General features: G+C 67.9%; 24 protein-coding genes. 11 read left to right on the top strand and 13 right to left on the bottom strand.

Annotated elements, in window-relative coordinates; all coding sequences use genetic code 11:
* The first annotated feature begins 3 nt into the window (after positions 1–3).
* The 6 genes from ACIQZO_RS23275 (at position 4) to ACIQZO_RS23300 (ending at position 4074) form a co-directional block, all read left to right on the top strand.
* Positions 4–324 (top strand): DUF6238 family protein, encoded by a 321-nt coding sequence (locus ACIQZO_RS23275; protein WP_403629093.1) that lies wholly within the window; start codon positions 4–6, stop codon positions 322–324.
* On the top strand, positions 324–587 hold the full coding sequence (locus ACIQZO_RS23280; protein ID WP_403629095.1) for a hypothetical protein: 264 nt from the start codon (positions 324–326) through the stop codon (positions 585–587). The genes ACIQZO_RS23275 and ACIQZO_RS23280 overlap by 1 nt, the downstream gene beginning before the upstream one ends.
* 39 nt (positions 588–626) lie before the next feature.
* Positions 627–2075, top strand: a complete 1449-nt coding sequence (locus ACIQZO_RS23285) for a type IV secretory system conjugative DNA transfer family protein (protein ID WP_403629096.1) — start codon at positions 627–629, stop codon at positions 2073–2075.
* A complete protein-coding gene (locus ACIQZO_RS23290; protein WP_403629097.1) occupies positions 2072–2584 on the top strand; it encodes a hypothetical protein in 513 nt (170 codons plus the stop codon). Before ACIQZO_RS23285 ends, ACIQZO_RS23290 begins: the two co-directional genes overlap by 4 nt.
* Positions 2581–3018, top strand: a complete 438-nt coding sequence (locus tag ACIQZO_RS23295) for a hypothetical protein (RefSeq protein WP_403629099.1) — start codon at positions 2581–2583, stop codon at positions 3016–3018. Before ACIQZO_RS23290 ends, ACIQZO_RS23295 begins: the two co-directional genes overlap by 4 nt.
* 660 nt (positions 3019–3678) lie before the next feature.
* A complete protein-coding gene (locus ACIQZO_RS23300; protein WP_403629102.1) occupies positions 3679–4074 on the top strand; it encodes a hypothetical protein in 396 nt (131 codons plus the stop codon).
* Between the two features lie 124 nt (positions 4075–4198).
* Here the strand turns inward: ACIQZO_RS23300 and ACIQZO_RS23305 are convergent, their stop codons facing one another.
* Positions 4199–5002, bottom strand: a complete 804-nt coding sequence (locus tag ACIQZO_RS23305; protein WP_403629104.1) for a class I SAM-dependent methyltransferase — start codon at positions 5000–5002, stop codon at positions 4199–4201.
* Positions 5003–5178: 176 nt separating this feature from the next.
* A complete protein-coding gene (locus ACIQZO_RS23310) occupies positions 5179–6042 on the bottom strand; it encodes a class I SAM-dependent methyltransferase (protein ID WP_403629106.1) in 864 nt (287 codons plus the stop codon).
* A gap of 80 nt (positions 6043–6122) precedes the next feature.
* On the opposite strand from ACIQZO_RS23310, the gene gltX reads away from it, so the two are divergent.
* Positions 6123–7517, top strand: coding sequence for a glutamate--tRNA ligase (gene gltX / locus ACIQZO_RS23315; RefSeq protein WP_403629469.1), 1395 nt, complete (start codon positions 6123–6125; stop codon positions 7515–7517).
* Here gltX and ACIQZO_RS23320 read toward each other — a convergent pair.
* From ACIQZO_RS23320 to ACIQZO_RS23365, 10 genes are all read right to left on the bottom strand, one after another.
* Complete coding sequence (locus ACIQZO_RS23320; protein WP_403629109.1) at positions 7510–8496, bottom strand: glycosyltransferase; 987 nt, start codon at positions 8494–8496, stop codon at positions 7510–7512. The genes gltX and ACIQZO_RS23320 overlap by 8 nt on opposite strands.
* Entirely contained in the window at positions 8411–9103 is a 693-nt protein-coding gene (locus ACIQZO_RS23325) for an HD domain-containing protein (protein WP_403629111.1), read from the bottom strand. Before ACIQZO_RS23325 ends, ACIQZO_RS23320 begins: the two co-directional genes overlap by 86 nt.
* Positions 9100–10821 (bottom strand): carbamoyltransferase C-terminal domain-containing protein, encoded by a 1722-nt coding sequence (locus tag ACIQZO_RS23330; protein WP_403629114.1) that lies wholly within the window; start codon positions 10819–10821, stop codon positions 9100–9102. Before ACIQZO_RS23330 ends, ACIQZO_RS23325 begins: the two co-directional genes overlap by 4 nt.
* A complete protein-coding gene (locus tag ACIQZO_RS23335) occupies positions 10821–11618 on the bottom strand; it encodes a radical SAM protein (protein WP_403629115.1) in 798 nt (265 codons plus the stop codon). Before ACIQZO_RS23335 ends, ACIQZO_RS23330 begins: the two co-directional genes overlap by 1 nt.
* Positions 11615–12736, bottom strand: a complete 1122-nt coding sequence (locus ACIQZO_RS23340; protein WP_403629117.1) for a hypothetical protein — start codon at positions 12734–12736, stop codon at positions 11615–11617. The genes ACIQZO_RS23335 and ACIQZO_RS23340 overlap by 4 nt, the downstream gene beginning before the upstream one ends.
* Entirely contained in the window at positions 12733–13845 is a 1113-nt protein-coding gene (locus tag ACIQZO_RS23345; RefSeq protein WP_403629118.1) for a radical SAM protein, read from the bottom strand. Before ACIQZO_RS23345 ends, ACIQZO_RS23340 begins: the two co-directional genes overlap by 4 nt.
* Positions 13845–14816 carry a D-2-hydroxyacid dehydrogenase gene (locus ACIQZO_RS23350; protein WP_403629120.1) on the bottom strand — a complete coding sequence of 324 codons (972 nt, stop codon included), beginning with the start codon at positions 14814–14816 and terminating at the stop codon, positions 13845–13847. The genes ACIQZO_RS23345 and ACIQZO_RS23350 overlap by 1 nt, the downstream gene beginning before the upstream one ends.
* A gap of 20 nt (positions 14817–14836) precedes the next feature.
* Positions 14837–16120, bottom strand: coding sequence for a glycosyltransferase family 4 protein (locus ACIQZO_RS23355; RefSeq protein ID WP_403629123.1), 1284 nt, complete (start codon positions 16118–16120; stop codon positions 14837–14839).
* Between the two features lie 173 nt (positions 16121–16293).
* Complete coding sequence (locus ACIQZO_RS23360; protein ID WP_403629126.1) at positions 16294–16848, bottom strand: CYTH domain-containing protein; 555 nt, start codon at positions 16846–16848, stop codon at positions 16294–16296.
* A gap of 214 nt (positions 16849–17062) precedes the next feature.
* Positions 17063–17755, bottom strand: coding sequence for an HAD family hydrolase (locus ACIQZO_RS23365; protein WP_266876160.1), 693 nt, complete (start codon positions 17753–17755; stop codon positions 17063–17065).
* A gap of 94 nt (positions 17756–17849) precedes the next feature.
* Here ACIQZO_RS23365 and ACIQZO_RS23370 point away from each other — a divergent pair, with 94 nt between their 5' ends.
* Positions 17850–18623: an XRE family transcriptional regulator gene (locus ACIQZO_RS23370; protein WP_403629129.1), complete on the top strand. Its 774-nt coding sequence runs from the start codon at positions 17850–17852 to the stop codon at positions 18621–18623.
* Entirely contained in the window at positions 18610–19077 is a 468-nt protein-coding gene (locus ACIQZO_RS23375; protein WP_403629132.1) for an NUDIX hydrolase, read from the top strand. The genes ACIQZO_RS23370 and ACIQZO_RS23375 overlap by 14 nt, the downstream gene beginning before the upstream one ends.
* Here ACIQZO_RS23375 and ACIQZO_RS23380 read toward each other — a convergent pair.
* Positions 19065–19628 (bottom strand): HD domain-containing protein, encoded by a 564-nt coding sequence (locus ACIQZO_RS23380; RefSeq protein ID WP_403629134.1) that lies wholly within the window; start codon positions 19626–19628, stop codon positions 19065–19067. The two genes, ACIQZO_RS23375 and ACIQZO_RS23380, sit on opposite strands and share 13 nt — an antisense overlap.
* A 249-nt stretch (positions 19629–19877) precedes the next feature.
* Between ACIQZO_RS23380 and ACIQZO_RS23385 the strand changes: the two genes are divergently transcribed.
* Both ACIQZO_RS23385 and ACIQZO_RS23390 read left to right on the top strand, forming a co-directional pair.
* Positions 19878–20342 carry an NUDIX domain-containing protein gene (locus ACIQZO_RS23385; protein WP_403629137.1) on the top strand — a complete coding sequence of 155 codons (465 nt, stop codon included), beginning with the start codon at positions 19878–19880 and terminating at the stop codon, positions 20340–20342.
* Positions 20343–20350: 8 nt separating this feature from the next.
* On the top strand, positions 20351–20749 hold the full coding sequence (locus ACIQZO_RS23390; protein WP_403629140.1) for a hypothetical protein: 399 nt from the start codon (positions 20351–20353) through the stop codon (positions 20747–20749).
* Positions 20750–20800 lie beyond the last annotated feature (51 nt).

Here is a 20800-nt window from a genome sequence, read left to right on the forward strand (position 1 = left end):
TCCATGACTATCACCACCGACGAGACCACGCTCCCGACCGACGAGCACGCGGTGCGACAGGAAATCGACCAGCTGCACGCTGATGCCCTCGATCTCGCCCGGCGCACGAAGGCACTGGCCATCGTGCTGGACCACGGCGATTACTCTGCCGCCGGTGGCCGCGTCCGTACGGCCGTCACCCACATCTGGCGGGCGGCGGAAGACCTCCACAGTGCCTTCCACACAGCTCCACCGCGCTGTGCCGGGCCCGACGCGTCGATGTCCCGGCTGTGCGGCCGGCGGATGCGCTACCTCGCGGCCCGGGTCGCGCGGAGGGCCGAGTAGTGGACCTCATGCCCACCGGGATCTCCCTGGCCCTGTACGCCGTCACCGCTGTGTGCGCGCTGGGCCTGGCCACCCTCTGGATTCTGACCAACCGTGGTCGCCGCGACGCCGGATTCGCCGCCAAGTCCCAGCTCAAGCGCCAGATGTCGGCTAAGGCGGTCCTGAAGGCCACCGAGATCCGCCCCTCCCTCACCCGCGGTGAAGACCAACCCGCCCGTACATCAGCGGTGAGCCTCACGAAGGACCGCTCCACCGGTTCCTGAACCGCCCCCCTACTCGCCCACCTCGTTCCGGAGCACGTCATGCGCCACCCCCTCGATCCTCACGATTTCGGCTACTCGCTGGGGACCTCGCAACGTCCGAAGGGCATAGAGCTGTGGTCCCGCGCCGACAAGGCATGCCGGGTCATCGGCCCCATGGGCAGCGGAAAAACCCTGCGGTTCTTCGCCCCGACCATCCGCAACTGGGCCGGTCCGGTCCTCGCTACCTCGACCAAGCCTGACCTGGTCGAATTGACCCTCGATGCACGGCGGCGCGACGGCCGCCCGGTCATGGTCTTCGACCCACAGAACATCGCTCCCTCTCTCCCGAAGTTCCGTTGGACGCCGATCACCGGCGCGTCCGAAACGGAGGTCGCGATGATGAGGGCCAAGGCGTTCGTCGCCGGTTCTCGGACCCCCGGGTCCGCGGCACAGTCCAGTGAGGGCAGCGCCTTCTACAAGGGGCAGGCGTCCAAGATCCTCGCCGCGTTCTTCCACGCCGCCGCTCTCGACGGGGCCAACCTGGACTGGGTGCTGAAGTGGGCCCGCAAGCTGACCGACCCTGCACCCCTCGGCATCCTCAACGCCCACCCCGGCGCCGGCCCCGGCTGGGCCGACATGCTGCGGACCGCCACCACGGGCGACAGCCGTACCGTCGGCAACACGGCCAGCACCCTCGACGCGGCCCTCGAACCCCTCATGCACCAGTCGGTGATCCGTGCTCTGCAAGGAGACGGAGAGGACCCTACGAACTTCCACGAGTTCCTCAACGCGGAAGGCACCATCTATCTGCTCGGCAAAGACTCGGAGGTGAACAGCGTCGCGCCGCTGACCACGGCGATAGCCGAGGACCTGCTAGACATCGCCGAGGCTCACGCCATCACGTCCCCTGCGGGGCGGCTCGACCCGACCCTCCTGGCCGCTCTGGACGAGGCGCCGAACATCGCGCCGATCCCATCTCTTCGTCAACGCGTCGCCGACGGCCGGGGCCGCGGCATCACCGTGATCTACGGCCTCCAGGGCTGGGCATCGGCCCGCGCCCGCTTCGGCGAAGACACAGCGAACGAGCTGGCCTCGTTCACCAACTACGTCGTGGTCTTCGGCGGAGCAAAGGACCCTGTCTTCCTCAAGGACATGTCCGACCTGTGCGGCCAGGTCGAACGGGAGCGCACCACGAAGACCACGAACGGAGCAGACCGCGGGGGCCACTCAACCGCCACGCACATGGCTCTGGAACCGGTCCTGCGCGGCGACGAGATCAGGGCTCTGCCCGAAGGTGACGCCTTGGTGCTCGCGGACAACCTCCCCCCTGTCGTCACCCGTCTCGACGGCATGTGGACCTGGGAGTCCTGGGCCGAGATCCAAGGTCACGTCCGCGACCTGCGAGCGGCCAACGAGGCGGAGCGTTCGCGCGAGGCCACCGCGAAGAAGAACCAGGCGAAAGCCCATGCAGCCGCGTGGGCCAGCCGTGACGGGGCGACTGCCGCATGACGAATCCACTCGCTCACTTCGATCCCTTCCCCGAACCGCCCGCGCTGATCTTGGAGTACATCGCGGCGCGGAGCGCGGAGGACTCCGCGGTCGATGGCCCCGCCCCGTGGGACCTCGGCGCTCTGTCAGCCGAGCTGATTGCGCCGATGCCCGCATGGCTCGACTCCGTGTGCCGCTGGCTGAACTGGACGTATGCCTGGCAGCCGCAGGACGTCATCCCGCCGTGCTGGACGAAGCACGAGGGCCTGGCGTTCGAGATCGTGGCCCTGGCCTTCGCCAGAACCGACGCGTACGCGGACGCGGGTTCGTCCGTGATCTGGCATGAGCAGTACGACCGGTTCCTCACCCGGATGAACAAGGCCCTGGGCAAGGCCGGCGACGAATGCCGAGTCGGACGGCACGAAGACCGCCCGGCGCGCTTCCAGCTCGCAGCCTGGCCCGCTCCGGCCCAGGCAGACGCCGCCGAACAGTCGGGACCTGCGGGACGAGTCGAGGCGATGGCCGGATGATGACGGACCCCAACATGGTCTTCTCGGCGGACCCTCGTCACGGGCTGGTGGCGCGAAGCGGCTGGGAGCAGGAGGAAGCCCGAACTGTGCTCCGTGATCTTGGCTGGGAGTGGGCGGAGGAGCTGCACGCTCTCATCCCGCCGGTCGACGTGCCGGAGGCCGACGCCGGGCTTCAGGCAGTGGAGGAACTGCACCTGCACGGTCACCGCACCGGGTACGCGGTGGGGCCGTACGGCACGATGCGGTTGACCCTGGACCGCGCGGAACAGGTGTTCACGAAGGTCACCAGACGGGAGAGTTGTGAGGCTCGACCTGACAGGGACGATCAAAATGCTCACACCGGTAGGACCGAATCGCGGCGGTCGGCGTACAACGACGTAGCGGTTTCACAGAGCCCCGTCGCACCAGAGGACCCCGAGCCCCCGGCCATCTAGAACAGAATCCACCCAGACTGGCTTCCCATTGGCCTTCTGCACCCACCTGCCGTCGAGCAAGTACTTGTTTTCATTCGGAGTCGAGGAGATCGTCGAGGCCGAGGTCAGGGCGTTCATCGCCGCCGAGCAACTCCCGGAGGTGTCGGACCGCCTCGACATTACCTGGCGCGACCCTGGCCGGTCGCGCACCCAATGGCCGACCACAATCGGCCAGTCACTCGGGTCAGCAGTGGCACCATGCGAGCTATGGCTAAACGCCCTCTCCTCGACATCACGCACGTATCCGCACTTGAGCCCTACCTCACACGAACAGGCAGCATCTTTCGGAGATTCACCGAGCAGGACTCCGGCTGCATCTCATACGGCCTGGTCTCGGCGGGGCGGCGCTGGTTCGTGAAGGGCGCCTCGACGCCCAACGGCGTCTCATCCCTGCGCCGGGCCGTCTTGGTCCACCAAGCCGTAGCTCACCCGGCCATCGTGCCCCTGTCGCACTCCTTCACGACTGACGACGGCCTGGCGCTCGTCTACCCCTGGTTGGGGGGCGACGTCCTCTATCACCCAACAAGGTCCCACCACGGGGGAAGGGCTGCCCCCGGCAGTCCGATGGCGCGGTTCCGGCAGCTGCCACTTCACCGGGTTCACGCCGCCCTGCGTTCCATCTTGAGTGCCCACCTCGCCGTGGAGCAGGCCGGTCTCGTAGCCGTCGACTTCTATGACGGCTGCATGCTCTACGACTTCGAAGATCACGAGATGGTTCTGTGTGACCTGGACGAGTACCGACCCGGTCCGTTCACCCTGGAGGCGGACCGGCTGCCCGGATCCAGGCGCTACATGGCCCCGGAGGAGTTCGTGCGGGGTGCGGTCATCGACATCCGGACAACCGTGTTCACCCTCGGCAGGGCACTCCGCCTCCTCCTCGACGCCGGCGACGAGGAGGAGCAGTGGCGTGGCACCCCCGGCCAGCTGGCCGTCATCAAGAAGGCAACGGCCGCCGAACCGGAGCGCCGGTTCCACTCTGTGTGCTCTCTCGTCAACGCCTGGCGTGCCGCCACCTAAGCCGTCGGGGCCCCTCTGTGCGGCGATGCCAGTGCCGACTCCTCCCCAGACGCGGAGCACGAGATCCCGTCGGCCTTGTACCACCGCCTGTCCCTGCTCACCTGCCACGGAGAAACGGGACAGCTCAGACTGAGCCAACGACAAGAATGTGCGCCGATGCATCGTGGAACTCGGCGTGCTCGTCGGCGAGGCGGGCCGTCGCTATCGCATCCGCGACGAGCGCTCCCGCCTCTTCCTGGCCCGCGCATCGGCTGGCCGCGACGACGTACCCCCATCCCGGGCCCTCGATCCCGTGGACGCGCACGTCGCTCAGCCCCGCTTCGTCGGCCTCCTGCGTCAGCTCGGCAGCCGTGTGGAAGTGCACAACCGTGAACCCCCTGCTGCCGTCGTAGGAACCCGTACGTACCACCTGAGAGACCTCACCGGCCAGCAGCTCCGGGGACAGGCCTGCACTGACGGTGTAGTCCTGCATCAGGGAGTACCGGGAGATCCCTGCAGCTGCCACCACACCACCCTGCACCGCAACCCGTCGGGCCTCCCTCAGCGCCTTCAGTCGGTCCTCGCGCTCCGCCAGGTGGTACAGCGGCCCAAGGAGCAGCACCGCATCGAATGTGCGTCCCGCGAAGGCCAGGTCACGTGCGTCCCCTTGCGTGGCCACGCATCCGGGCGCCCGCTCGCGTGCCTGCTCGACGTGTTTCGGCACGGGGTCCACCAGGTGTACCTCGTAGCCGTCTTCGGCCAGCCACTGGGCATGGGCACCTGGGCCCCCACCCACGTCCAGCACGCGGGCCGGCGGTGGAGGCAGGTAGCGCCGTAACAGCTCCCGGGTGCGCTCGAATTCGAGGCGGCCCGTCGCTGTGGAGTGGAGTCGTGCCGCCTCGTCGTACTCGCTGTAGAAACCCGTGATACGGGGGTCGATGCTCGTCATGCCTGCCGAGAGTAGGGCCCAGCAGTTGCTGGCGTCATCCAGATATCCCGCGCGGCCGCCACTGCAGGCCTGGCCGATGGGGATGACCGCGCCGTGCCTGCGTCGGACAACGCGCCGTATGAGAGCGGTGGCCAGAAGGAACCGAGGCTGGTTGCCCAAGATGGCCGTGAAGGAACCTAGCGACGGGTAGCAATCGTGCATACCGTTTGCCGGGTCTCGTAGAACCGGCCAGCGGGATCGAAGCGGGCGAGTTCGCTACGCAGGTCAGCCTCGTACGCGGCCTGCCGGTCACCTAGAACGTCAGGGCTGGTGTACGAGAAGGAGAATTGCAGTCCCACCAGCTCCTCCAGGGTGAACTCCAGTGCCTGCTCGAAGACGGCAGCCTCCAGGTGGGAGAACGCCGAAGCTGCGAGTAGGCCGTCGGGGCCCTCAGCCGGGCCAGCGGCGGGCCCATACCGGGTCCGGTAGTCGGGCCCGAGGTAATCCGCTCCGACCTTTTCGATCACCTTCAGCCACGGTGGCGGCTCCGCCGGGGCGACGCTGGAGACGAAGGCAAGGCCGCCGTCCGGGGTGATCACCCTGTCCAGATCGGCCAGAACCTGGGACCGGTCCATCCAGCCGAAGGCACGGCCCATGGTGCACACCATGATCTTGGGGAGACCGAGATCGAGTAGTCGGGATGCGTCCGCAACCTGCCACGCGATATTGACGGCGCTCCTAGCTTCGGCAAGCTTCAGGCCTTCAGCGACCATCGCGGGCTCCGGGTCCACCGCGTGGACGACCGCCGCGTACTGCGCGAGGGGGATGGCCAGCGTCCCCGGCCCGCACCCCAGGTCCAGCACGTGTTGAGTTCCGTCCAGCCGGAAACACTTGCGGATGTGGGCGTAGACGGCCTCGGGGTAGGCCGGCCGGAAGCGGGCGTAGTAGGGGGCCGCGGAAGCAAAAGTGGTCATGTGGATCTCTACCCGCGCGGTGACCTGGAACGTCGCCGTCAGGTCCCAGACGGGCGGTAAATCACCCGGGCGGCGGTCTGAAATCATTGCTGCTGACGTGCCGTCGGGGCCGATACCCTGGCCCGATGAACTCGATCCGCGTCCGATTCGCCCCCTCGCCTACGGGCATGTTCCACGTCGGCGGAGCCCGCTCCGCTCTCTTCAACTGGGTCATCGCCCGACAGCAGCAAGGCAAGTTCGTCCTGCGGATCGAGGACACCGACGAAGCCCGCAACCGGCCCGAGTGGGTGGACGGCATCATCAGCGCCCTGTCCTCCATTGGCATCAACACCGACGAGCCCACTTTCGAGGGACCGTACTTCCAGTCCCACAACACCGAGGAACAGCGGGCCGCGGCTCTCCGGCTCCACACCGAGGGCAAGGCGTACTACTGCGATTGCACCCGTGATGAGCTGACCGCCCGCACCGGCTCCCAGCAGCTCGGCTACGACGGGTTTTGTCGTGACCGTGGCCTCGAGCACGCAGACGGCCGGGCCCTGCGCTTCCGTACCCCCGACGACGGCGCGACCGTCGTGGACGACGTCGTGCGCGGGCGAACCGAGTTCCCCAATAAGGCGCTGGAGGACTTCGTGATCGCCCGGGGTAACGGTAGCCCCGTGTTCATCCTCGCCAACGCAGTGGACGACATCCAGCAGGGCATCACGCACGTCATCCGAGGCGAGGAGCACCTGTCGAACACCCCCAAGCAGCAGCTGTTGTGGGACGCGCTCGGGGCCTCGGTCCCCGTCTGGGCACACCTGCCTGTGATCGTGAACGAGAAGCGGCAGAAGCTGTCGAAGCGCCGCGACAAGGTAGCTCTGGAGGACTACCTCGCCGAGGGCTACCTCCCGGACGCAATGGTGAACTACCTGATGCTGCTGGGCTGGGGCCCCAGCGACAACGTGGAGGTCCGCCCGTTCACGGAGCTGGAGAAGCTGTTCCGGCTGGAAGACGTCAACAAGGCCTCCGCGTTCTTCGACGTAAAGAAGCTGTCGGCGTTCAACGGGGACTACATGCGGGCGCTGTCCCCGCAGGAGTTTGCCGACGCCTGCCGGCCCTGGCTGTCCGGTGAGGCGGCACCGTGGCAGGAGGCCTCGTTCGATGAGGCAGTCTGGCAGGCCGTGGCCCCATACGCCCAGACCCGCATCACCGTGCTGTCGGAGATCACGAACTACGTGGATTGGCTGTTCCTCGACACTCCCCCGCATGATGAGGCGTCCTGGTCGAAGGCCATGAAGCCGGGCGCGGAGAGCATCCTGGCCGCAGCCCGGGAGCGGTGGGCGGCTCTGGACGACTGGACCGCGGCGGCGCTGCACGCGGGCCTGGAGGACGTCGCGGCTGGGCAGGGGCTGAAGCTGGGCAAGGCTCAAGCGCCGGTGCGGGTGGCTGTCACCGGTCGTACAGTCGGCCTGCCGTTGTTCGAGTCCGTCGAGGTGCTGGGACGTGACCGGGTCCTGGCCCGCCTGGACGCCGCATCGGCGCGTCTGACGGGCCAGGAAGAAGCAGCCGCTTCGGTCAGCTGATCTTGGCGAGGACTGTGCTCCAGGCGTCGGCGAAGTAGCCGGTGTCGAACTGGGCCAGGGCCGCGTACGCGGCCCTGGCCTCTTCCTGTGGTGCCGCAGCCCTGTCTCGGACCTGCTGCAGCAGCCGGTCCAGGTCAGGGGCGGGCTGACTGCTGAGGGCAGCAAGGTCGCTAAGGCCAGCGAGAGGCCGGATGAGACACGGCATACCGAGCAGGACCGCTTCGGCGGCGCAGCGGCTCCACCCTTCCTGCATCTCGGGCATGAAGACCCCGACGTCGCACGCCCGCAGCAGCCTCAGGTACCGGTCCCGTGGCAGATCATGGTGGCTGCCGGCGAACCCGATCGTATTGCTGCCGGTGGCGAGGACCCTCATGCCCGAGGCGCCGTCGAGCTGGCCGGCGACGTGTTCGGTTCCTTTCCAGTGGACAGCCTTGCCCGCGTAGACGGCGATAGTGTCCGCCGCGAGCCCGAACTCGGCCCGACACGCCACCCGGTCGAGACCGCGTACGGTGTCGATCTCAGTCAGGTCGAAAGCGTTGTAGATGACGTGAACGTTCTCTACTCCACGGTGGTGAAGGAACTCCGCCCAGTACGGGGCAACGCACACCACGGCCGCGCACTCGGGTAGTACGGCGAACAGCTGCTGCCACAGGACGGCTTCCAACGGTGCGGAGTCATGCTGAAGAGGCTCGTAGTGGTGGAAGACGAACACGGTGCGCGCCCGCATGCCTGGGGTGAACAGCAGCAGGCTCAGGTCGTCCCACACGAACGAGGCGTCGGGCCGGTCGAGGGCGGCGATGACAGGGGCCAGGCGCTGGAGATGCCGGACTTTGCGCCAGCGCCGGATGCGGTCGGCCCGCTTGTAGTCGGGCACCTTGCCCCAGCGCACGTGTTCAGCTGTGACGTTGTGGATCATTCGGAGGTAGACCCTGCCGCCGGTCCTGCCCGTCGGTTCCATGCAGTACACGGTCTGCACCATGGTGCCCCTCCTCCTGGTGGTTGTCGTACTCACGCCGCAGCACCCGGTATGCCGCGGCAAGTTGAGGGCTGGCCGCCCGGCGTGCCTCGGCGAGCGGGAGGTAGAAGGCGGCCAGATCGTCCAGGAACCGGGCGCGGCGCGCCAGGTCGGGAGATTTGGCCAGGTCGCGGGTGTTGTGGATGCGGTCTGCCAGCCTGATCAGCAGCGGCACCGGCTCCAGGGCTGCGGTCTTCTCCCGCCACGCCTGACGGTCTCCAGGCCCCTTGGCTCGCTGCTCGAGCCTGTGGTCGGGAGTGATGTCAGCGAGTCGGTTGGCGAACTTCACCCCGAGCCGTCGGCCGATCAGATCGCGGGCACCGGGGCTGATTTCCAGCACGTCGTGAAGAAGCCCGGTCATGAGGGCCGTGGGGCAGACAACGCCGAGCTCTTCGCGGAGGAGCTTCACCACTGCCATGGGGTGTTCGATGTACGGGGTGCCCTGGTCGCGGGTGTGCCCCCCGTACAAAGTCACCGCGATTGCTGCGCAGGTGCGAGCCGTCGTCTGCTGGCCCGGCTCCCAGCTGGCAGCGTCAAGAGCAGACCAGGCCGCCCTCTCCAGATCGGTCACGCCGCCCACCCCCGGGCCGGCGCGGCGTGCTGACCGTGATCGGCGGCCAGGAGGGTCGTGCCGACAGCGAGCGCGTCGAGGCCAAGCCCGGCGGCGCCCTGGGCTGCCTGCGCGGCGGTCCGCAGGATCGGCGTGCCCTTGAGATTGAAGCTGGTGTTCAGCAGCATCGGCAGGCCCGTCTGCTGCCGGAATTCCTCCAAGAGGCGGCCCAGGCCGGCGTGCCCCGCGGCGACGGTCTGGACGCGCGCGGTTCCGTCGTGGTGGACGACGGCCGGGACGTGTGCAGCCTGCTCAGGCCGGATACAGGCGACGCGGTTCATGAACGGGTCTGCGTCGCCCGTGAACCAATCACGGAGGTGGGTGTCGAGGACCGCTGGGGCGAACGGTCGGTACCCAGCGCGCCGCTTGATCGTGTTGAGGCGGTCGCGGCTGCCGGCGTGACCGGGGTGGGCGAGGATCGACCGGTGCCCCAGTGCCCGGGGGCCGAACTCCATGGGGCCCTGTACCCATCCGATGATGCTGCCGCCCGCGAGGAGCCCTGCGACTGTAGGCCCGAGGTGGTCACCGAGGTCACCGAGGTTGTGCCAACCGTCGGGGATATCCCGCAGGGACAGGGCGCCTGGCACGGGGCCCCATCCCGCGTCGACCGGGGCTGGCAGCGGGTCGTTCCCGAGGTGGTGGTGCCATCCGTAGAGGGCAGCGCCGACGGCGGTCCCCGCGTCGTGCGGCGCGGGAGCGATGAACAGCCGGTCGAACCCCGAGTCCTGGGCGAGAGTGCCATTGAGGTGAGAGTTGAGGGCACACCCTCCCGAGAACACCAGGTCAGTTGCGCGAGTCAGCTGGCGCAGGTGCCGGGCGGTGTGGAGCACGGCGGCGGCGAACGCCTCCTGGACGGCCGCCGCGAAGTCAGCGCGTTCAGCCAGCGGCACGTCGGCGGCGCCAGCCTGCGTCCAGGCCCGGCCGCCGGCCTTGAGCGGGGTGCAGCTGTCCGCGGAACCATAGGGGGCGGCGATGCGGACAGCACCGTCGTCGCCGAGGTGGATCAGCTCGCTGATCAGCTGCCGGTAGCGGGCAGGGTCGCCATAGGCCGCCAGCGCCATCATGCTGCCCTCGGGTTCATCTCCCGGGGGGATCACTCGGTGAGCCATGTTGCGGTAGAAGTGCCCGAGGGAGTGGTGGACGCGCTCAACGCCTAACGGTCCTGCGGACAGGCTGGGAATGGATTGGTGGACGCGGTCGATGTGGCCGGGGCGCAGGTCATAGCCGGTGGTTCTCTCCCTGCCGGGCCCGAAGTCCACGCCGAGGGGTGAGCCCCCGGCGTCGATGACCAGGCCGGCGGCGTGGCCGAGTCCTGATATGAGATAGCCGGAGAGCATGTGCGCGGTGTGGTGGGACATCAACCGGAGCATGTCGCCGAGCGGCTGAGGCAGGAGAGCAGCGAGTTCTTCACGTTCGGTGGCCAGGTACTGCCCGCCGGGCGGGTGGGGGCGCATCCCCGCGGCCCAGACGGCGTCCACCTGACCAAGCTCGATCCCGGCGGCTTCCAGGCACCAGGCGAGGGAGCGGGCGGGGGCGGTCAGGACGGCCTTGTGCTGCCCGTGCTCGCGGTGGTGCTTGAGGCCGGACCAGCGTTCCTCCTCGGCGGCGTAGAGGCGGCCATCGACGATGAGCGCGGCGGATGTGTCGTGGTGGAAGTTCAAGCCCAGGGCGACGGGCATCAGGTACCTCCAGCAGTCGCGGGCACAGTCTGGCGCCCGGAGTCGGTGTACTCGTGGCACTTGAGACAGAACCGGTAGTGCTGGGTGCGGGGGGCGAACAGCTTCGTCGCGAAATCCTCGTCCCAGACGGTGAACTCGCTGTCCTCCTTGGCCATTGCGTTGAAGCACCGGTAGCAGGAGCCGTCGATCTCGACCATGAGGTGCTGGTCGAGATAGCGGGCGCACAGCCCGCCGAGCCGGTTGTCCGGCTGGCCGACGTCGATGTGGTGGACGTGGTTGGTGACGTGGATCGCGCCAGTCCGCTCGCACAGGGCGGCGACTTGGTCGAGGTGGCTGGAGGAGATGGCCTCGAGCACGCTGTTGATCACGACGGTCTTGCCCGCCTGCCGGAGCAGCGGCACGACGTGGGCGACCTCGTCGTAGTTCCCGTGCTCGTCGTCGCAGCCGATGAGGATCTGGTCGTAGACCTCGAGGGTCACGTCGAGGAGCCGCTGGTTGCGGGCGAGGGTAATGGCGTTGGTGCCCAGCACCATCACCGTGTCCGGCAGGCGGGTGTGGGCCAGCCGGGAGAGGGCGGGGAAGTCTCGGTGGACGGTCGGCTCGCCGCCGTTGATGTGGAGTTGCCGGAACGGTACGGTCCCGAGCCGGTCCAGGATCCTTGCGAACAGCTCCAGGCTCATGTTCTCGCCGTGGGCGCCGTCGGCGAAGATGCAGAAGTCGCACGACCGGTTGCACTTTGTGGTGATCTTGACTTTGGCAGTCTTCAGCACCCGTGGGGGTGTGAGCGGGCGCGTCATAGTGGGGCGCCTTCCATAGTCTGGGTCGGGCCGGTCAGGAAGTCTTCGAGGGCCGCACCGGCCCTCGACCAGGACCGCAGCAGGTCCCGCAGCAGCCCAGCGCTGGTCGGTGTACCCGGCGGGGGCAGTACGGCGGCCACCCGGGCGGCCATTGACCGCTCCTCGGCCGTTCCGTGGCTGGCCAGCCGTTCCAGCGCGGCTTGTGCAGCGGTCAGTTCCTTGGCCTCGCGGGCGATGAGGTAGCCGGTGGCGATCCCGGGCGGGGGGTCCAGGTAGTACCGCCAGCGGGCTGGCTTGACCCGCAGCATGCCTGCAGTCATCGCCCACTCCCGGCGCAGCCCGAGCCCCGGCCGGCTACCCGGCTCGCCGAAGGAAGCTGGGGTGTAGTGCAAGGCGGCCTCCACCGCGCTGTGCGCGTGCCGCATCAGCAATCGGGGGGTAAGGGTGGGCCGGGACCCAACGGGCCCCGCGTGCGAGGCGAACAGTTCAGCATGGTGACTGGTGTCGCCAGGCCTCCAACGGGTGAGCGCGTCGAGCTTGCCCGACAAGCGGCTGTGGGTGGCCAGGCACGCGGCAGCGAACCAGCATGGGGCGACGTAGTGCCAGGCTACGCAGTGCCGCAGGTAGCCGCTCAGATCACGGTGCACGTTGTCCGTGGCGTCGGCAGCCAGGCGGTAGCGGCCAGCCACCCGCGCGTCCAGGAGTGCCCAGTAGAACCGGGCGTCGGAGGCCGTCCATGGTTCGGCGTCGGCGGCCTTGATCCACTGTCCGAGGATCTGCTGCGAACCATGGACCGGCGACCAGGTTGCGACCTCGGCGGGCTGGACCAGGCCGGCGTCCAACTCAGCGGTGGTGAACGCGTACCCGGGCGGGTGTTCCAGCAAGCGGCCGTGCGCCGGGTCGGCGGCGACGGCCGCCGTGTGGGCGGCAGCCACGCGCGTGTTGAAGTCCCCCCAGGAGGGCGGGGCGGCATCGAGGACGAGCCGCAGGTCCAGGTCGGAATGCGGGGCGATGAGATCGGGCTGTTGCCACTTGTGCGTAACCATCACCGGGTGCAGCCCAGCAGCGCGAAGGTGACGGGCGTACAGGGCGGTGGTTGCCTCGTAGATGGTGTTCACTCCTCGACCCCGGTCGGCAGCCGGCGGACGGAGCATCCGGCTCCGCTGTTGGTGGCGAGGACCGGGAGGAAGACGGCAGCTCCCTGGGGGCGTTCCATGCGGTCCCACCGCAGGTCGTAGTCGACGTAGTGATATCCGCCCCAGGCCGGGTTGGTGTTGCGTTCGAGCATGGCGTTGAACAGGTGGGCGAACGCCGTGTCCAGCGTGCCGGGGGCAAGGTATTCGCGGAGCTGGATGTCCTGGTTGTGGAGGATGCAGGGGCGCGCTACCCCGCTCGGCGTGACCTTGATGCGGTTGGCGTCCGAGCACGTAGCGCACGAGGAGTTGGAGATGAAGCCGATGGAGCCTTTCCAACCGTCGGGCTGGAGGTATCGGCCGGGGCTGCGGACACCGAGGTCAGTACGGGAAACTTCGCCAGCCCCGGTGAACCAGTCCCCGAGCAAATCCCGGACCTCCGCCTCGGGGATGAACTCGGTCTCGAACATCTCCTTGGCGGGGCCGATGTTCTGCAACTCGATCAGCCTCACTGCCACCGGCAGGCTCCGGGCCAGCGACGCGACGGCGAAGGCGTCCTCGATGTAGGAACGCATCAGCACGCAGTTGATCTTTACCTTGAGGCCGAGGTCCAGCGCCTCCGTGATGGTGGCGAGCGATATGCCCGGGTCACCGCCACCCATGATCTCCGCGGACCGGCCGGGGTCGGTGCTGTGGAGGCTTACGTTCAGGTACGTCAGCCCCGCCTCCGCGAACCCTTCCACCGAGAGTCCCTTGCGGAAGTTTCCGTGGCTGGTCATGCCGATTTGCGCGCCTTCGCCCAGCCCTTCTGCCAGGACCCGGATGATGTCGAGGATGTCCTTGCGGAGGGTCGGCTCCCCGCCGGAACAGTGTGCTTTGCGGACCCCCCACTGCCCGGCGGTGCGGGCGATGGCCGCGTACTCGGGTACCGAGAGGACGGTGTCCTTGTGTCCGTAGTCCGGCATGCAGCGCGGCTTGCAGAACACGCAGTCGCGGTCGCAGATTCCGTTCAGCGTGAACGCCAAGTAGGGGTGGTTGCGCCCCGTCTCCGCGAACGCGGCCAAGAGGTCGTTGTATTCGGTGGCGAGCGTCATCAGTGGATTCCTTTCATCCGGTCGGGGATCGGTTCGTCGACCGCGCCGCGCAGCGGGTGGCCGGAGAGGTAGCTGTGCAGGTTGTCCGCGAAGAACCGAACGGCCCTATCCATGTAGGCGTGGGAGAACACGGCGGTCTTCGGGGTCAGCAGCACCCGCGGGTGGCGGCGGAGCAGGTCACTCCGGGGCAGCGGACGAGGGTCGGTGACGTCGAGGCCGGCGCCGCGCAGCCTGCGGGTTTCGAGGGCTCCCAGCAGCGCCACGTGGTCGACGGTTGCCCCCCGGCCAAGGTTCACGAACACCGAGCCGGGCTTGAACGCAGCGAATGTCGAAGCGTCGAAGGCGCCGACCGTGTCTGGTGTCGCAGGCAGCAGGTTCACGACCACGTCCACGGCGGGCAGGGCCTGCCGCCAGTAGGAGGCGGGTATCCATTCGATGCCGTTCTGGGGCGCGCGGGGCAGGGTGCGGCGGACGCCGAGGACCTGCATGCCGAAAGCTCGTCCCATCCCGGCGAGGTGGGTGCCGATGCTGCCGCAGCCGACGATCATCATCGTCGCCCCGGCGAGGTCGAAGAACTCACCGGCCAGGTCATCCTTCCACCACCGATGAGTGCGCTGAAGCCGGGAACTGGTGAGAAGGCCGCGGGAGAACGCGAGGATCATGCCCATGGCGTGCTCGGCCACCGGCTGGGCGTGGAAACCGTACGAGCGAGTCAGCACGGCGCCGAAGGCTGCGATCTGCCGGGCGGGAAGGTGATCGGTTCCGGCAGCCGGGGTCGCGATCCACTTCAAGTGGGGCGCCAGGGCCAGCCACCGTTCCTCGAACCGCCACCCGAAATAGGTTTCCGCAGCCGCGAGGGCGGTCGGTAGCTCCTCATCAGCAGCCGTGCGGAACTCCAGCGCGGGAAACTCGTCCCGGAGCCAGGCCATATGACCGGGCCCGATCGCCCAGAACGAGTGCGGCGAGTTCAAGGCGATTACGACCGGCCGGATCACTGGCTGACCCCCGCCCGGGCGGACAACGCCCACGGCGCGCACCGTTCGAGGACGGAACGGACCGAAACGGCGTAGTCATGGCGCTCGGCCAGGAGTCGCGCCCCAGCCTCGGCGAGCCGGGCGCGGTCGGCGGGAGAAGCGTCCAGAGCACGATGGAGCGCCACTGCCAACGCCTGGGGCGAGGCCGGCGGCGCGGAGTAGCCAGTGACGCCGTCGAGGACGGTCTGCGCCAACCCCCCTGCGGTGGTGGCCACCACGGGGCCGGCCCCAGCGGCGAACGCCTCCAGCGGTATCCGGCCGAACGGCTCAGCCCTTGAGGGCACCACCACCGCCCGCAGGCTGGGGTCGCCCAGCCAACCGCGCACACGCGGATCGAACCGGGTGAGCAGCGTGGCTTCGATACCGAGTCGGTCGATGAGGCCGCGCAACTGCACCTGGTGCGAATTCCGCTCACCCGTGCTCGCGGCCACGAGCACCAGGTGCGGGACCGCAACGCCCTGGTCTCCGAGGAGGCCCACGGCATGGAGGAGATCCGCGAATCCCTTGGACTCCACAGCACGCCCCATCGCCAAGACGAATCCGTCGGTGGCGCCAGCCGGCAGCGGTAGCACGGGGCCGTGCACCACGGCTTGATCCGCGGGCATAAGCCCGTTGGGGAGGTCCAGCACCACGCCGTCGGGCAGCCCGTAGGTGCCAGTCAGGTGATCCCTCATATGGTCGGAGATAGCCGCCACGAGGCCGCCACCGGCGACGGTCGCGGTCAGCCCGCGCCGCTCCCAGGCGATCTGTGAGCTGTCCTCCGGGCGGACCATTGCGGCCGTGGACCGGGGCACGAGGAGTACATCCGCGCTCTTCGGAGCGTACGAGCCAACGGCCAGGAAAGGCACATCGCAGCCGACGAGCAGCGACCGGCCCTGAAGGTAAGGCGCGGCTCGGCGCACGGCCATGGCAGATAACGCCTCACAGCCGACAGGCGACGTGAGCATGGCCTCACCCTGAAGCGGCAGCACCCTCGCTCCGGCCTTCGCCAACATCCTTTCGACGTCGACCTCCCACTGCGGGTCGCGGCCGGGGCGGGCGGGGGGCAGGACGACCGGTACGACCACCAGGAGCCCATGCGGCAGATCTTGTGCGAGGGCGGTCAGGAAGGCCCGGTTGCTGAAGCCGCTGCCCGACACAGCTCCATAGAATCCTTCGTGGAGCAGCACCACGACGTAGCCGGATTCCGAGCTGAGTTCATTACGCGATCGTTCACAGCGCTGAATTGATGCCTGATGCATGGTGTCCTCGAAGCCGGGGGAATGTAGATGCGCGCACCGGCGTCGGCGCGTCTTGGCAGGCCGATCGCGTTTCGATGCTGGGCAGACTTTGCCCTGGTCGATCCGAATCGCCTCCGGCTCCCGAGTAACCAGAGCTTGTGGAATGACTCGGATGCGCCACCTGGTCTTCTGGGTCAGGGGGCCTGGACTCGGACGGCGTTGGAGAAGAGCAGCGTGGGCTCGCCGAGGATGCTGCGGCCGGCCTCGCTTTCGTAAATCTCCTCCACGCTGCCGAAGCAGGCCTCTGCGAAGTCGAGTTCGACGAGCGCGGCAGCCTGACGAACGGATGCCTCGTCCGGGGCCTCGATTTTGAGGAATGCGGAAAGATCGGGCCACGTGTCGAAGCTGTAGTCGGCTTCGCCCAGGCGCCACTGCTCCCGGTAGTGCTCCTGATAGCGGGCTTCGCGCAGGCCGAGTCTGCGAAGGATGTCGGCCATGGCGTGCAGGTCTGCAACCTCGGTCTCGGTGGTGCTGGTCTTGGCGGCGCCAGCGACGTGCTTGAGCGTGAGGATGGACCGGGTGTGCTCGTCCCGCAGGCGGAGCCAGGCGCCGCCGAGAGCATCGTGCTCGAAGATCCTGCAGGTCACGAGGGTCTGAGGGAGCACTTGGACGGCACCAAGCTTGGTCAGCCTTACCCTGAGGTGGGCGACGTCAATGTCCAGGAACTTCGCCCCGTACTCGCGCTTCATCAGATCCTCTTCCCATAGCGGTGGGGCCGTGGACGGGCCGCCCAGAGCAGGGCCGCACACCGCGCAAGAGTTCTGGGGCTCCCCCACACGGCGGGCCCCGATTACCTGCGGGCCTGCTTCGGCCGGTCACCTCGTCGAGGCCCTGATACTTCCTGAGCCTCTGGGACCTCATCACCGCGTATTCGGACGCCACGAAGGACGTCCTGGGACGTTTTCACTCCCGCGCGAAGTCCTCAAGCAGCGCGAGTACATGCGTGGTGTCCGACAGATCTGGTAGCACGACGGCCGCGCCGGCGGCAGACAGCTCCGCCTGGCCGTGAATCCCCGAGGCGACGGCGATGATTCCGGAGCCCGTCGTGAGGCTCGCTTCGACGTCCCTGGGTGTATCTCCGACCAACACCACGGGCACATCGCCTCGGACACCGCGAAGGCGCTGAACCCGCTCACGCGCAATGGCCACAAGGTCGGGGCGCTGATCGGCATCAGCGCCGTACGCCCCGACGCTGAGATCCAGCAGCAGATCAAGATCGAAAGCCGACAGTTTCACGCGGGCATTGGCCGCGATGTTGCCCGTCAGAACCGACGACACCCAGCCGGAACGTTGGGCCACTGCGGTCAGTGCCTCTCGTACCCCCGGCAACGCGGCCCCACGACGGCGGAGATCCTCCTCGCGCCCTTCGCCAGCCCTGGTCAGGGCAGCCTCGACAGTGGACCAACCCGGTACTGCCACTCCGTGCTGCCGGAGCATCTCGCGCATGATCATGCGGTCCGTCCGGCCTTCCGTCGGCGCCGGCCTCGTGGCAGGACGACCTGCGAGCGCCGAAAAGGCATCGGCGTAGATCTCCTTGCTCACCCCCGCGTTCTCGATGAGCGTGTGGTCGATGTCCCACAGGACGATGAGCTGCATGGCGCAAGCGTAGGGAGCCGTCCCGGCCTCATCCCGTATGAACGTCCCAAAACGTCCTTGCCCGATCGCTCCTCGCTCCGCTTGCATGACGTCTGTGAACGAGCGACTGCACTCCGTACTTGCCCAGCGTGGTGTCTCACCCGAGTCGCTCGCCGAAGTCTGCGAGGTTGATCCCAAGACCGTTGGACGCTGGCTTGGCGGACGCGTCCCCCACGCGCGTCATCGGTTCCGCGCCGCCCAACACCTTCGGGTGGAGGAGTCCTTCCTCTGGCCGGCCCCGCAACCACGTACCAGCGCGCCCAACACCGCCGGGGGCGGCGACCTGGTCGGCACGTACCCGAACCGGGCCTCCGTTCCCCGGGACATGTGGCTGGCCCTCCTCCAAGAGGCCCGAAAGGAGATCGGCGTGCTCGTCTTCTCCGGCACCTTTTTCGCACAGTCCAATCCGCACGTTGCCAAAATGCTCGCCGAGCGGGCCGCCAATGGCGTGCGTGTTCGTCTGTGCTTCGGCGACCCGGGGGGCCAGGCAGTCGCCATCCGGGGCCGCGAGGAAGGCATCGGCGACGCTCTCGCAGCCAAGATCCGCGCCTCCCTGACCTACTACCGCCCGCTACTTCCCGAGGCCAGCTGCGAAGTGCGGCTGCACGACACCACGCTCTACACGTCATTGTTCCGCTACGACGACAACCTGCTGGTCAACCCGCACGTCTGGGGCCAGCCCGCCAGCGCCAATCCCCTCCTGCACCTCAAGAAAGGTGACAGCACAGGGTGGTTCGACAACTACGCTGAAAGCTTCGAAGCCGTCTGGGCCGCCGCACGGCTCTGGACTCCCAACCAAGAGGGGACCGCCGCACATGGGCAGGACTGAGTACTACAACGACCCCGCCGCACCCAAGGCAAATACCCTCATCCCCGCCAGCAACCTGCTCGTTGTCGACGAGAGCGGTGCCATCCTGCTACAGCGTCGCCGCGACACCGGCCAGTGGGCTTTGCCCGGCGGCGCGCAGGACATTGGCGAGACCGCGGCCCAGTGCGCTGTGCGGGAATGCCTGGAGGAGACCGGTATCGAAGCCGAGATCACCGGCTTCCTCGGGGTCTACACCAACCCCCACCACATCGTCGCCTACACCGACGGCGAGATCCGCCAGCAGTACGAGAACACCTACATCGGCCGCCCGATCGGCGGCGAGCCCACCATCAACGACGAGGCCGACGGCGTCCGCTTCATCCAGCCCGCCGACCTCGACCAGTACGACATCCACGCCAGCATGCGCCAGCAGATCGGCGACTACCTCGCTGGTTCCTTCCCCTACCTCGGCTGAGTCGCCAGTACCGCCTCCACCCGCTCAACAGCCGCCAGGATCTGCGGCGACGCCCGACGGATGAAGCGCCCCACCAGGCTGTCAGCCCCATAGCGGCCGACGATCTCCGCCACCCGCTCCTCGGCGGTTGTCCGCTCCCCGTCGGGCGTCGTCGTCATGTCGCAATACACGAGCGCGTCCACCAACAGCGGCTCGTCAAGCAACGGGAACTCAGCATCCAGACAATCCCGAAGCCCGCGTTCTTCGGCTTCCAGCCGTGCGAAGGAATGGTTCGCTACCAACCGCACGAGCCGTCCATCAGCACCATGCTCATCGCGTAGGAACCGTGCCCCGTCGAGCGGATGGAAGCCCGTCACCGCCAGCCGGGGTGCGTACCCCACGTCATGCAGCACCGCCGAAGCCAACAGAAGGCTGCCGTCGCTTCCCAAGATCTGCGCAAGCTCGGCCGCTCGAGTTGCCACCCCTTGCGAGTGCGCCCACCGCCTCGGAAGTGCAAGGCTGAGTTCCGCGTTTGCAACCCTCGTCGCCCAGCCGACCAGCGACTCATCCATGGACTGGTACCTGTCCCGCCAGATCCGATGTGTCATGAGCTTCCCTTCCTACCTCGTCGTGACCTGGCCAATGTATTCGGGCCAGGCAGGCGGCGGCCCAGGCATCCAGGCCGGTGGCGGCGGGAATCCTCGGTGTCGGTACGGGGACCCCAGACGACACGTGTCGACAGCGGCCTGGCGGGCGCGTTTATCGACGCATCAATCGGCGAGATCAGTAACCACTGTGAACGGCCGGGAGCGGTGCCTGAGATGACAATTACCAAGCGAAATGCCAGGGCCATCCTTCTGGACGGCGACGAGCTTGTTCTCATCAAGCGGACCAAGCCCGGCCGGGACGCGTACTGGGTAACCGTCGGTGGCGGCGTCGAGGCCGAGGACGCGAGCATTGAGGACGCCCTGCACCGCGAGGTGTTCGAGGAGCTCGGAGGCAAACTGAGCAAGGCTGAGCTCGTGTACCTGATCACCGACTCGCTGGAGGACGGCCTGGGTGTCCAACACATCTTCGCCGCGCGCCTGGAGCAGATTGACATCGCGGCCCGTACGGGCACCGAGTTCGACAAGCCCGAGCGGGGCGGCTACGAGGTCGTGCGCGTACCGTTCACAGCAGAGGCGATCCGGCAGCTCGACCTGATGCCGCCGGCGCTGGCCAAGTTCATGGCCAGCAACGCCGAGGCCATCACGGCCGTGCTCGACGCCCAGATCCGCGCCACCTGACCGTCGTCATGTTCCTCAGCCTCAACGGCCCGGACACCGACGGCAAGACCACGCAGCTACGTCTGCTCGACGCTCGCTTCCCCAGCGTCCAGCTACCCGGCTCCGCTCACGAGTACGATGCCGCTTCGTGGGAGCGAGTGGCCAGTGAGGACTACGCCGCGTGGTGGTTTAAGCAGTCCACCACCGCCGAGCTGACCGGTCTGCTCCTCACCAGTTCCAAGAAGCAGGCCGTTGCTCTCGAGCCCGGCCGCGTCGGTCTCCTCGACCGAGGGATGCCGATCCTGATCGCCTTGAGCGCGGCCACTGCCTCGGTCAAGGAAGACTCGTCCTCCGCGAACGGCGTGGGCGAGGCGGGCACCATTTTTGCATCGGCCGACGACAGGGGAAGTCGTGGTGCTCCGTGTTGACGGACGGATCGTGTCGGCGGGGCTCTTCCTGATACGGTCGTCCGTTCGCCG

The sequence above is a fragment of the Streptomyces sp. NPDC097617 genome (assembly GCF_044761485.1).
Classification (GTDB): domain Bacteria; phylum Actinomycetota; class Actinomycetes; order Streptomycetales; family Streptomycetaceae; genus Streptomyces.